Here is a 13,686-nt window from a genome sequence, read left to right as displayed (position 1 = left end):
CTAGAAAGTAACATTAAGGCCCAATGCATACTGCTTCATGGTTGGATACCCAACGCTGGCGCCGATTTCCGGATCAAGGCCGGGATATCTCGTAATCGTCAGCAGGTTTTCTCCACTCACATACACAATAGCTTTGCTGATAGCGGCACGTTTGGTAAGACGGTCCGGAATCTGGTAACCGATCTGCACGTTCTTTAATTTCAGGTAAGAGGCATTGTAGAGATAGAAATTGTTATCCAGACTGTTCTGCGGATCTGTATTCAGTTTCAGACGAGGGTACTTACCGTTGATATTGTTGGCCGGATCAGCAGGATTAGCGTCGTTGTAATAGTAGTGATCATTGGCCACATCCAGTCCGATCGCATTACCGGCGGTAGTGACAGAACTTAAATATCCGCGGTCGTTGTAGTAATACTGCATACCGGCACTTCCGGCCCAGATCATGTTGAGGTATATTCCTTTCCAGGATGCGCTGAAGTTAAACCCGTAGTTGTATTTAGGCGTGCCACTGGTACCGGTGAAGGTCCTGTCGTAGTTGTTGCCATAAATGCCATCACCATTGGTATCAGCATAAATCAGGTCACCATACCAGATTTTTCCTTTGTCGGCGCCCTGAGCAGGCAGGAAGGTATAACCAGCGGCCATCATAGCTTTCAGCCAGTCCATATCTTTCGTTGACCGGATCATACCGTCTTTAGGACCACCATTGATATTCACGCTGCCATCTGCATTGAAATAGGAGCCATTACCCTGATACAGTCTGTTGAGATAATACTCATCGATCTGGTGTCCTTCCACCCTGTATCTATTCCCATTATTGGAAGATACCTTGCCGATATTGGAAGCCCATACCTTGTTACCGTTGGCATCAGTGGTATAACCATCCTGGAAAGCGCCGCGATACGATGTGATGATATTTTTATTGTAGGAGAAATTACCGCCAACAGTAATGTCCACCTCGCCGAATTTATGGTTGTAGCTGGCCACCAGTTCAATACCCTTATTGGATACTGTAGCGGTGTTGACAGTAGGAGCGTCGGCATTGCCCGCTGTCAGTGGTATAGGCGGCGTGGTAATGATGCCGCTGGTGGATTTGCTGTAGTAGTCGATGGAGACGTTCAGCGCATTATTCAGTAAAGTCGCATCCAGTCCTATATCAGAGATAGCAGTAGCTTCCCAGAGCAAACCGGGGTTACCCAGTTTGGTAACAGCCAATGCATTGACAGCGGTATTGTTAAAGGAATAATACACCTGGTTGTAGAGCGTCTGATAGTCGTAGTTGCCTCTAGACCTGTCGCCACCGCCGTTGTTACCCAGTTTACCCCAGGAGCCACGCAGTTTCAGTTGCTGGAAATCTTTCAGGAGATCTTTCAGGAATGTTTCTTCTGTGAGGCGCCATCCTGCAGAGAAAGAAGGATAATAACCCCAACGGGACGCGGATGCAAAACGGGAAGAGCCATCGTAGCGGAGGTTAGCCTCTAACAGATATTTGTTCCGGTAGGCGTAGTTGATACGGCCAAACCAGCTGCGGAGCGCATTGTCATATTCTGCACCTTCAAATACGTTGTTGGTATTTCCGGCTACGTTAATGTTGGTCACTTCTTCGGATATCAGGCCTTTCCTGGTGGCAGCATCACGGTTGTAGTAATAGTAATTCTGGTTATAACCAACGAGTGCAGAAAAATCATGTCCGCCTCTGAACTGTGTGCTGTAGCGCAATACGTTGTCGAAGGTGGTGGTGAATTCTTTGGCGTGATCCACGCTGGTGGTGAGCTGGTCTGGTGTGGCAGCCGGCTGTTTGGCCACGTTGGTGGAGAGGTCCCATTTAGCAAAAGGAACATCATGGAATTGTTTATCCAGGAAACGGGTCTGGTAGTTGAATTTGGTTTCAAATGTCAGTCCGCGGAGGATAGAGAGTGTGGCGTACACGGTGGAGTTGAATCTGTTCTGCACATTTTTTCCTGCTACGTTATTAAGATATAACAGGATGTTATTGGCTGTCTGTGATTCTTCCAGGGCAGTTGGGAATCCGTATTTTCCCTGGTAGATGGATGGCACGCCCGGTGTTGTCTGCCGGAGATAGTTGAAGGCGTTGTCTGTATTTCCCAGTCCGAATAATTCCTGGCTTGCAAACGTTTGCGTACCAACCGTAATAAACTGATTGATTTTGCTGTCCAGGTTGAGGCGTATCTGATAACGTTTGGCTTCTGTATGGTCCATCGTTCCGGGGTTGTTCTGGTAGCCCGCGGAAACCAGGAAGGTGGATTTTTCTCCACCGCCGGCAACGGAAACGTTATGCTGTTGCAGCACATTGTGCTTAAATACGGTATTAGCCCAGTCTGTATTGGCATATACCACGGAGTTGGGGATACCTGCTGCATTCAGATCATCGGGGTGAGCGTTGGCATTGTTCCAGGTATCGATGGTCTGCTGCTTAAACAGTTCTGCCTGTCCGAGGTTGCGGGCACTCTCGTTGTAGAGCTTCATGTAACGCACATAGTCGTTGACAAACTTGGGCAGGTTGCTGGGCTGTACAGTAGACAGGGTACCACTGTAGGTAACAGTCGTGCGGTTGCGGCTGCCCTTTTTGGTGGTGATGAGGATTACACCGTTTGCAGCCAGGGTACCGTAGATAGAAGAGGAGGCCGCATCTTTGAGCACAGAGATACTCTCTATATCTGTCGGGTTTACGGCATCCATGCTACCGATGATACCATCAATCACGACCAGCGGATCGCTGTTGTTGAGTGTACCCACACCACGAACGCGGATGGTGGCGCCATCAGAGCCGGGTTTACCGGAACTCTGACGGACCTGCAGCCCGGGGCTTAATCCGGCTAATGCGCTGGACACGTTGGTAACCGGGCGGTTTTCCAGGCTTTTACTGGTAACAGTGGCCACAGCACCGGTGAGGTTCACTCTTTTTTGTGTTGCATATCCAACTACTACCACGTCAGTGAGATCTGCATTTTTCTGTTTCAGGGTAACGGTAACGGATGAACGGCCTTGCAGATTTACCTCCTGTCTTTCAAATCCAATATAATCCACTACCAGTATGGCATTGGCAGGATCTGCATCTTTAATCATAAATTCTCCTTTCTCATCTGTCATCGCGCGTTTGGTGGTGCCTTTCAGGACAACGGAAGCTCCGGGGAGGGCTTCACCTTTATCGTTTACAATGCGTCCGCGCAGATCCACGTCCTGCACTGCTGTCAACTGCATTTTTTCTTTTCTGGTATCTACCACAATCACTTTATCCACAATGGAATAAGTGAGGGGCTGCCCGGAGAAACAGGCATCCAATGCTGATTTTAAATCCACATTGGTGAGAGAAACAGTAACACGCTGTGCTTTGGAAAGCATTTCATCGCGGTACATAAAATTGTAACCCGTTTGCTGGGTAATACTTTTAAAGACCTGTGCAAGCGTAGCATTACGCTGATGCAATGTTAATGTCTGGGAATAACCGAGTGCGGCCACCTGCAGGGAAAGGAATACCAGCAGGAGTATCAGCCTGAATACCCGGAATGTCTTGAAAAAAGTGAATTTTTGGGCATACGAAGTCCCATTGTAGTGAGGAGAACTCATACATCACATGTGTTTGGTGAAATGTTATCGGTATCGGAATAGATTAGTTATGACAATCGGAAACCCTTAACCCGATTGACGTCTGGCTTTTAAAATGGTTTTTTCATTGTTCTGCTTACATTTTGGATTTAGATTACTGGTTTTTTACTGTCGATATAATGAATGATTAATTCCTGCTGACTATCAGTCTGCGGTCGTTCAGCTTACAGTGGATGCCACTCAGTTCCAGCATTCTGATAATGTTTTCCAGGCTGGTGTTGCGTGGGAATACCGCGCTGAGATGTTCCTCAGGGATACCATCTTCAAACTGCAGCTGAAGGTCGTACCATCTTGCCAGTTGCCTTAGCGCCACATCAATTGCTTCTCCGGTAAATTCGAATTTCCCCTCTTTCCAGGCTATCACTGCATTCACATCGGCCTGGGTGATAGTCAACTGCTGACTACTATCTGAAGCAGCCTGCTGTCCTGGTGACAACTGTTTGGAGGCATGGCCGTTGGTCACGTTGACGGCGCCTGTTATCAGTGTTGTTTTGATGCTCTTCTCCTCGGGGTAAGCCATGATATTGAAGGAGGTACCCAGTACCTGCACTTTCATATTATTTACCTGGACGATGAAGGGCTTATTTTGATCTGGTGCAATTTCGAAATAGGCTTCCCCGCTCAGTTCCACGGTACGTTGCTGTCCATTAAAGCTGGTAGGGTATTTCAATGAGCTGGCAGCATTAAGCCATGCTTTACTACCATCAGGCAGTACTACTGCAAACTGGCCGCCCTGTGGTGTTTTCAGGGTATTGTACTGTATTGCACTGTTCTGATTATTCTCCGGCGTGTATACCAGGGACTTTCCGTTTACCTGGGCATTGCCAATAGCTGCCTGCAGGCTGTCGTTCAGGGTCATGGTGCTGCCATCGTCCAGTACCAGTATGGCCTTGTTGCTTCCCGGCATCACCGGTGACGGGGTTTGTGTGGCTGCAAGCTGAGATGGGGCCGCGTTTTTGGATATCCGTAGCCACCATAGTCCTGCGCCTAGCACAAGGGCAACTCCGGCCGCTACAGCTGTACGTTTCAGCCACAGCCTGCGAACTTTGCCGCGGGAAGGTGCTGGCTGCTGAACCAGTTCCTGCAGGTTTCCCTGTATTCTGTCGAAAATTTCTTCTTTGTCAAAACCGGTAGCAGCGGGGATGTTCACCTGCTCGTCGCTGAAGGAGTGGTACCATTGATTTACCAACGCACGTTCCTCTGCGGAGGCTTCGCCACGCAGATACTTCTCTATAGCGTTTAATAGATCCTGGTTTACTTTCATAACGGTAATTACACTGATGAGTCGAACAACTGGAAACAATCCCCTACGTCGTTCAGAAAAAAAAGGAGAAAAATATGGAAAATAAGTGTCTGATGCTACCTTTCAGCTGGCGCAAAGCCTTTGTGAGCTGGTTTTCCACAGTTTTACTGGAGATATTCAGTGTTTGTGCGATTTCTTTTACCGGCATGCCCTGTTCACGGCTGTAGCGGAATATCAGCTGGCATTTTTCCGGGAGTTTGTTCACTTCTTCCTGCAGGAGTTGCAGGATATGTTTATACTGGTAGGTCATTTCCGGTTCTGCAACGTTCACAGGTATGTTGGTGCTGTAAACCTCCTGGTACTGACGCAGCAGCTGTTCCCGGCGGAAACGGTCCAGAATCTTATATTTTACGGCCGTGGCCAGATAGGCACCGGCATTGTTGATCTGCCGGTTATGCCGTTGGTTCCAGAGGCTGGCGAATACGTCCTGTACGATATCTTCTGCTGCCTGTATGTCGGACAGCCTGTTAAAAGCCACTGCCAGCAGCTTTTCACGGTAAGCCTCATAGATTTCGGTAAATGCAGCCGCATCATCCTCCCGCAGACGCTCCATCCACAAAATATCTTTATTTGGTTGACCTGTCATCAGTATGGCACAAGTGTATATGCGATATTAAATATTATTTTCCGGCTTTTTCATACTTATCATGAAATCTTTATGAGATACTGGTATGATCCGGAGATTTCTTCTTGTCAACAGCGCTACCGGACGAACAGACAGCTGCCCCTTCCGGTTGGAGGTAGCCGGTCAAGGGTTCTTTCATGTGCTTTTTCCCCTTGCCCGGCAGAAAATGTTAACACTCTATAACACTTTTTGCTTTCCCGGCATAAGTTCTGACAGCCCAAATCCGCCACAGTATTGATCTCTACCTGCAAAATGGAAAGTTATGTTATATAATCTTAATGAATATGCTTATCTATAACAATAAGTAACTAAATTTGCGCTCTAACTTTTTTTATTAAAGTAAAAAATATGCGTACTGTTACACTGAAAAGGGTTGTGGTTACCGGCTTAGGGGCACTGACACCTATCGGGAATGATGTAAATTCTTTTTGGAGCAATTTGAAGGCTGGCGTGAGTGGCGCCGGGCCCATCACTAAATTTGACACCACAGAGTTCAAAACCAAATTTGCCTGTGAAGTCAAAGGATTTGATGTAGAGAAATACATGGAAAAGAAAGAAGCCCGCAAAATGGACAACTTCACGCAGTACGCTATGGCAGCTGCACACGAAGCGGTTGCGGACGCAGGCCTCGAAAAAGAAGGTATCGATAAAACCAAAATAGGCGTGATCTGGGCTTCCGGCAACGGAGGTATGCTCACGTTCGAAGAACAGATCGTTGAATTTGCAGCAGCTAACTTTGTACCTAAATTCAACCCGTTCTTTATTCCCAAGCTGATTTGCGACATCGCAGCCGGCCAGATCGCCATGAAATACGGTTTCATGGGCGTTAACTTCTGTACCGTATCTGCCTGCGCATCTTCTACCAGCGCACTGGTGGATGCTTTCAACTACATCCGTCTGGGTAAAGCCAACGTAATCGTGACTGGTGGCTCTGAAGCTCCTGTTACCCGTGCCGGTATTGCAGGTTTTAACGCGCTGAAAGCACTGTCTACCCGCAACGAAGAGCCAGAACATGCTTCCCGTCCTTTCGACACAGAACGTGATGGCTTTGTAATGGGCGAAGGTGCCGGTGCTATCGTACTGGAAGAATATGAACACGCTATCGCCAGAGGTGCTACCATCTATGGTGAAATGATCGGCGGTGCCATGACCTGCGATGCCTACCACCTCACAGCTACCCACCCCGAAGGCCTCGGCGCCAGACTGGGTATGGAACAAGCCCTGGAAGATGCCGGTCTGACAACTGCTGATGTAGACTATATCAACTCCCACACCACCTCCACACCGGTAGGTGACGTGAGCGAGCTGAAAGCCATCGTAGCTGCATTTGGTGAACACGCTGAAAAGCTGAACATCAGCGCCACCAAATCCATGACAGGCCACCTGCTCGGTGCTGCCGGTGCTATCGAGGCCATCGCTTGTATCAAAGCTACTCAGGAAGATATCATTCCGCCTACCATCAACACTACTGTACTGGGCGAAGGTATCCCTACCAACCTGAATCTCACCCTCGGCAAAGCACAGAACCGCACCGTGAATGTAGCCATGAGCAACACTTTCGGCTTCGGTGGACACAATGCCATCGTAGTATTTAAAAAATACACCAAATAAGCAGCCCTGCTGCCTGAAACATAACTGTCAGCGAAGATCTCCACAGAGAGGTCTTCGCTGATCTTTTTTATATCCCTTTGTCAGCATCCGTGTTCAGCATCTCCCGAAAAAAATTAAAATCAGCATAACCAGTACAAGCCTGAAAAAGACAAAATACCTCCGCCCATACATGCTAATTCGTCATGAGGAATTCGTAATTATCCCGTAGCTTAGTACTTTAATATTATGGCAAAGAAAAAAGAGAATGTAACCGCTGCCCCCGTCCCGGAAATCATGCCAGATGACCAGATTGAAGTATTTGGCGCACGGGAGCATAACCTGAAAAACCTCGACCTGCAGTTGCCCAAAAATAAGCTGGTGGTAATCACCGGCATCAGCGGAAGCGGGAAATCCTCTCTCGCTTTTGATACCATATACGCTGAAGGACAACGCCGATATATGGAAAGTTTTTCCGCTTATGCCCGTCAGTTTATCGGCGACATGGAAAGACCCGATGTGGATAAAATCACCGGTCTCTCTCCCGTTATTTCAATAGAACAGAAAACGACCAATAAAAATCCCCGTTCTACTGTAGGCACTATCACGGAAATCTATGACTTCCTGCGTCTGCTCTACGCCCGCGCGGGACTGGCATATTCCTACAATACCAACAAACGCATGACGCGTTTCTCGGAAGAAGAAATCCTCGAACATCTGTTCAAGCACTATCCGAAAAAGAAACTCGTCATCCTCGCGCCCATGGTACGCGGCCGTAAAGGTCACTACCGCGAGCTGTTTGAACAGGTACGCAAACAGGGATATCTTAAAGTAAGAGTAGATGGTGAAATCCTGGACCTTAAAGAAAGGATGCAGGTAGACCGCTACAAAATCCACGACATCGAACTGGTGATAGACAGGGTACAGGTACAGGAAGATGCCCGCACCCGTATCAGCCAGAGTGTGCAGAAAGCGCTCACCATGGGCAAAGGCCTCATGTTTGTAATGGACCACGACACCAATAAGGTTAGTCAGTACAGCAAACAGTTGATGTGTGAAGATACCGGTATCTCCTACGAAGAACCATCTCCCAACACCTTCTCCTTCAACTCACCCTATGGTGCCTGCCCGCGCTGTAAAGGCCTCGGCAGCATCTATCAGATCGATATGGACAGCATCATCCCTGATGCCAGCATATCCCTGGAAGAAGGCGGACTTAAACCACTGGGAGAAGCCAGAGACACCTTCACCTACAAACAGGTGCAGCAGCTGGCAAAAAAATATAAGTTCTCCCTCACCGGCCCTATCTCCGCCATCTCGGAGAAAGCCATGAACGTACTGCTGTTTGGCGATGAAAACGGTAAACTGGAAGTAGACCTTTCCTTCGATGAAAACTCAGACACCACCAAGTATTCCACCGAGTTTGAAGGGGTGGTGAACACGGTACGCCGTTATTTCAACAGCACCACCTCCGATCATGTGCGCAGCTGGGCAGAAGGTTTTATGGCCCTCAGCACCTGCCCGGAATGTAACGGCACCCGACTCAAAAAAGAAAGCCTGTTCTTTAAAATAGACGAGAAAAATATTTCCGAGCTGGGCAACATGGACCTCAACCATCTGTTTGAATGGTTTGCCAACATCGAAGACCGCCTCGAGAAAAAACAAAACGCTATCGCCAAGGATATCCTGAAAGAGATTCGTGAACGTCTGGGCTTCCTGCTGAATGTAGGTCTTAACTACCTCACACTCAACAGGCCCACCCGCACACTCAGCGGCGGAGAATCGCAGCGTATCCGCCTGGCCACCCAGATAGGCTCCCAGCTCATGGGCATCACCTATATCCTGGATGAGCCCAGCATCGGCCTCCATCAGCGCGACAACATGCAGCTCATCGATGCCCTGCGCAACCTGCGTGAAATGGGCAACACCGTGATCGTTGTGGAACACGACAAAGACATCATGCTCCATGCCGACCACCTGGTAGACATCGGCCCTGGCGCCGGTAAACACGGTGGCCAGATCATCGCCCAGGGTACCCCTGCCCAGATCCTTAAGCTCAACACACCCACTGCCGGCTACCTCAATGGAAAACGCGCCGTGGAAATACCCGCCCAACGCCGCAAAGGCAGCGGCAACAGCCTGGAGCTGAAAGGCGCCACCGGCAACAATCTGAAGAATGTCAACCTGAAACTGCCACTCGGCACTTTCATCTGTGTGACCGGCGTTTCCGGTAGTGGTAAATCCACCCTGATCAACGAAACGCTCTATCCCATTCTCTCCAAACATGCCTACGATTCCAAAGCCGTACCGATGCCCTATAAAAGCATCAAAGGCCTGGAACATATCGACAAGGTGATAGAGATAGACCAGTCACCTATCGGCCGTACGCCCCGCAGCAACCCGGCCACCTACTGCGGTTTCTTTACCGATATCCGCACCCTCTTCGCCTCCGTACCGGAAGCTAAGATCCGGGGCTATAATGCCGGCCGTTTCTCTTTCAACGTAAAAACAGGCCGCTGTGATGTTTGTGAAGGCGGTGGCATGCGTGTCATCGAAATGAACTTCCTCCCCGATGTATACGTTCACTGCGAAAAATGCAATGGCCGCCGCTACAACCGGGAAACACTGGAGATCCGCTATAAAGGCAAATCCATCTCCGATGTGCTGGACATGACTGTTGATGAAGCAGTGGAGTTTTTCCAGGCCGTGCCATGGATACACCGCAAAATCAAAACACTGCAGGACGTAGGACTGGGATATATCACCCTCGGCCAGTCGGCCGTTACCTTGTCCGGCGGTGAAGCCCAGCGCGTAAAACTGGCCACCGAACTATCTAAAAAAGATACCGGCAAAACCATCTATATCCTCGATGAACCCACCACCGGGCTGCACTTCCAGGATATCGTGCTGTTGCTCAAAGTGTTAAATAAACTGGTAGACAGAGGCAATACCATACTGGTCATTGAACACAACCTCGATGTGATCAAAATGGCCGACTACATCGTAGACCTGGGCCCCGAAGGCGGCGCAGGCGGTGGTACCATCCTCTGTACAGGCACACCCGAACAGGTAAGTACCTGTAAAGACAGCCATACTGCCGGATTCCTCAAAAAGGAGCTGGGAATTTAATATCTTGCCAACTGTATGAGAACGTTATACCAGATATTGCTCACCTGCGCCGCGCTCATAGGCGTGGCTGCCTGTGAGAATGAAACAAAACTGTGCGACCAGACACTTCGTACAGACCTTCACGTACACTTCTCCCTGCTCGACACCACCAAGGGGATAATAAGAGTACGCGATACCACCATGCCCAAAGTGACGGTATATGCTATCAGCAACGGTGTCAACAAAGATTCTATCTACAGAAAACAACCACTGACAGATGCCTTCATGCCCCTGGCACCTACGATAGACAGCAGCATCTTCTTTCTGCGGGTAGACTCCACACTGACACCCGACACCCTCACGTTCAGGTATAAACGTACCAGACACTTTATATCGCCGGGTTGTGGCTTCGGTACCTTCTTCTTCCTGGATACCGTGATCACTACCCTGCATACCATCGATTCTGTACTTATTAACTCAAAGGCAGTCACCAACAGTAATGATACGCACCTTACTTTGTTTTTCCTTAATCATTAGTATTCTGTTAGGCTTCACTGCACAGGCACAAACACCTGCCAAACCCGCAGCCGCCAAAACAGATACTATCCGCAAACATACCACCGATACCACCAGGGTAGTACCGGTGAAAGACAGTATCAACCGGATTCCCGGTGGCCTCAGGGTAGGAGTGGACCTGAGCCGCATCGTTACCTCCATCTACTATCCCTACCGCAAGGAAGGGACAGTCGTTGCGGACATACGCCTTACCCCCAGCCTCTATGCAGCTGCAGAATTAGGTTATGCCAATACGCCCCACAGTGATACCAACTACACCTATAAAGGCAACGGTGCTTTTATCACCCTGGGAATCGATTATAACTTCCTGAAAAGGCAGTCTCCCTCCGAAAAGAATATGTTCTACGGCGGTATCCGGTACGGATTTTCACACCTCACCTACGAGGTGCCTTCCTATAAGATCACCAACAGCTACTGGGGCAACAACCTTAGCGGCTCTGTCCCTAAAACCAATGTCAATGCCCACTGGATAGAGTTGGTGCTGGGCCTGAAAGCGGAAGTGCTGAAAAATTTCTTCCTCGGCTGGAGTCTGCGTGAACGTATTCTGATCAACAATGTAAAATCAGACGAGTTCACCCCGCTGGTCATCCCCGGTTTCGGCAGTGGTTCCAAAAAGGCTGTATTTGATATGCAGTACACTGTCTCTTACCTGTTCCCGCTGTATAAAATCAGGGAACACGTAAAGTTGACAGACAATAAAAAGAAAAAGAAATAATTAAGGACGGATCATCTCGATATGAGGTATCCCATCTTCGAGATAGGTATCACTGGTCTGTTCAAAGCCCAGGGAAGTATAAAAACGCTGCAGGTATTGCTGCGCACCGATCTTGATAGGTCCTTTACCATAAACCGATTCGACGGTAGCGATGGATTTTTCCATCAGCTGCCGGCCGACACCGGTGCCCCTCCCCAGTTGAGAGGTGACTACCCGCCCGATAGAAGCCTCTGTATATTTGATTCCGGGAGCAAATAAACGGGTATATGCCAGTAACTGCCCTTCCCCATTACGTCCCATCAGATGCAGCGCTTTCTGGTCGCTGTTATCCAGGTCCTGATACGCACACTGCTGCTCCACTACAAATACCTCACTGCGTAAACGCAGCACATCGTACAATTCATCTACCGTCAGTTCTGCAAAAGGTTTGATCTCCCAGTTCATAAATACTCGTTTGCCATAAATTTAATAGAAGCTTTCAATATTCCTGCTAATTTTATAGACGACAAATGAATCTTTAGCCCAACTCTGGAAAATCATGGCAATCAATAACCCGTTCCTCTCCCTGGAACATATTACCGTCAGGTATCTCGATAAAACCATCTTTCAAACACTCGACTGGGAAATACAGGAAAACGAACAATGGGCCATCACCGGTGCCAGCGGTTCTGGTAAAACGGCCCTGCTCAATACCATACTTGGTAAGTTTAATATCATCAACGGGGGTATCCGTTATCATTTTTATGATGTGTGGAAGCAACAAAATACCGTCACCGACCCTTATTTCAACTATCGTAACCTGATCTCCCTGGTGGGCCATCATCATACTTTCCGTAATCTTTCCAATACCACCGATTTCTATTATCAGCAGCGGTTTAACAGCATGGATGCCGACAATTCCCCTACTGTGGCGGAATACCTGGAAATCACGGAAGTCCCCGAACTGGTAAGGCCGCTGAAGATAGTGCCGCTGATGGAGAAAAGGCTGATCAAATTATCAAACGGCGAAACCCGCCGTGTGATGATCGCCCGCGCACTCCTGCAACAGCCACAGCTGCTGATGCTCGACAACCCGTTTATCGGGCTGGATGTGCAAACGCGGAAAGACTTCAGCCAGATGATCAATGAAATCATCAGCAACGGTACCACCGTGCTGCTGGCCACCTCTCCGCAGGAGATCCCTGAACATATCACCCATGTGCTCACCCTGGAAAATGGCGCTATCACGGGCAAGTATACACGCAGTGAGTTTATGGAACTGCCCCTGCCCGCACTGACCGATATCCCCCTGCCAGCCATGGAAGCGCAGCAGATAGCCGCCGTCGTGCAGCAGCGGCAGCCGGAACACTTCGATACCATTGTGCGTATGGAAGATGTACGGGTGAAATATGGAGAAGCCACCATCCTCGACCAGATCAACTGGACAGTGAGAACCAATGAAAAATGGGCCCTGCTGGGCCATAACGGTGCCGGCAAATCCACCCTGCTCAGCCTCATCAACGGTGACAACCCACAGGCATATGCCAACAAGTTATGGCTGTTTGACCGCAGACGGGGTTCCGGCGAAAGTATCTGGGATATCAAGAAAAAGATAGGTTTCGTTTCCCCTGAACTGCATCAGTACTTTACTTCCCGCGACAACTGCCTGAAAGTGATCTGCTCGGGCTTCACTGATATCATCGGCAGTACCCGTCCGGTAACGCCCGAACAGGAGGCTGTCGCCAAAGCATGGATAGAGATACTGGAAATAGATGTTTACCAGTCGGCTCCCTTTAAACAGGTATCCGAAAGTACCCAGCGCCTTTGCCTGCTGGCCAGGGCCCTGGTAAAAAATCCGCCCCTCCTGATATTTGATGAACCCTGCCAGGGACTGGACAATCAACAGAAACAACATTTCAAAAAAGTGATAGAAATGTTGTGTGAACATATGCCGGTTACCCTGATTTATGTGACCCACTACGAAGAAGAGCTGCCCGGCTGCGTGGATCAATTCCTTCGTCTCAGTGCTGGCAAAATGATATAAAACAATCTGCTTATGCATTTGATTATTTAGTTATCCGAATGATGACCATGGGCCATGGGCACATCAGATAACTAAATAATCAAATACATAATCAAAAAATAGTTCGATCTTCGCGACTAATA

9 protein-coding genes are annotated in these 13,686 nt (G+C 48.9%); 5 read left to right on the top strand and 4 right to left on the bottom strand.

All coding sequences use genetic code 11. The annotated features are described in order from the left end of the window. The 3 genes from KD145_RS22215 to KD145_RS22205 form a co-directional block, all read right to left on the bottom strand. On the bottom strand, positions 1-3,588 hold the full coding sequence (locus KD145_RS22215; RefSeq protein WP_212001758.1) for a TonB-dependent receptor: 3,588 nt from the start codon (positions 3,586-3,588) through the stop codon (positions 1-3). A gap of 166 nt (positions 3,589-3,754) precedes the next feature. Then, positions 3,755-4,891: a FecR domain-containing protein gene (locus KD145_RS22210; RefSeq protein ID WP_212001756.1), complete on the bottom strand. Its 1,137-nt coding sequence runs from the start codon at positions 4,889-4,891 to the stop codon at positions 3,755-3,757. 52 nt (positions 4,892-4,943) lie between these two features. After that, entirely contained in the window at positions 4,944-5,516 is a 573-nt protein-coding gene (locus tag KD145_RS22205) for an RNA polymerase sigma factor (protein ID WP_212001754.1), read from the bottom strand. 387 nt (positions 5,517-5,903) lie between these two features. On the opposite strand from KD145_RS22205, the gene fabF reads away from it, so the two are divergent. The 4 genes from fabF (at position 5,904) to KD145_RS22185 (ending at position 11,541) form a co-directional block, all read left to right on the top strand. Continuing rightward, positions 5,904-7,166: a beta-ketoacyl-ACP synthase II gene (gene fabF / locus KD145_RS22200; protein WP_212001752.1), complete on the top strand. Its 1,263-nt coding sequence runs from the start codon at positions 5,904-5,906 to the stop codon at positions 7,164-7,166. A 225-nt stretch (positions 7,167-7,391) separates the two neighbouring features. Continuing rightward, entirely contained in the window at positions 7,392-10,271 is a 2,880-nt protein-coding gene (gene uvrA / locus KD145_RS22195) for an excinuclease ABC subunit UvrA (RefSeq protein WP_212001750.1), read from the top strand. Positions 10,272-10,286: 15 nt separating this feature from the next. Next, the gene (locus tag KD145_RS22190; RefSeq protein ID WP_212001747.1) at positions 10,287-10,787 is read left to right on the top strand and encodes a DUF6452 family protein; all 501 of its coding nucleotides are present in this window, start codon (positions 10,287-10,289) and stop codon (positions 10,785-10,787) included. Next, on the top strand, positions 10,750-11,541 hold the full coding sequence (locus KD145_RS22185) for a DUF6048 family protein (protein WP_212001745.1): 792 nt from the start codon (positions 10,750-10,752) through the stop codon (positions 11,539-11,541). Before KD145_RS22190 ends, KD145_RS22185 begins: the two co-directional genes overlap by 38 nt. On the opposite strand, the gene KD145_RS22180 is transcribed toward KD145_RS22185, so the two are convergent. Next, positions 11,542-11,985: a GNAT family N-acetyltransferase gene (locus tag KD145_RS22180; protein WP_212001743.1), complete on the bottom strand. Its 444-nt coding sequence runs from the start codon at positions 11,983-11,985 to the stop codon at positions 11,542-11,544. It lies immediately after the preceding gene. Between the two features lie 94 nt (positions 11,986-12,079). Between KD145_RS22180 and KD145_RS22175 the strand changes: the two genes are divergently transcribed. Next, complete coding sequence (locus tag KD145_RS22175) at positions 12,080-13,564, top strand: ATP-binding cassette domain-containing protein (RefSeq protein ID WP_212001742.1); 1,485 nt, start codon at positions 12,080-12,082, stop codon at positions 13,562-13,564. Positions 13,565-13,686: the final 122 nt, after the last annotated feature.

The sequence above is a fragment of the Chitinophaga sp. HK235 genome (assembly GCF_018255755.1).
Lineage (GTDB): Bacteria > Bacteroidota > Bacteroidia > Chitinophagales > Chitinophagaceae > Chitinophaga.
Note: the sequence above shows the minus strand (reverse complement) of the source record. Positions and strands in the feature narration are given on the sequence as shown.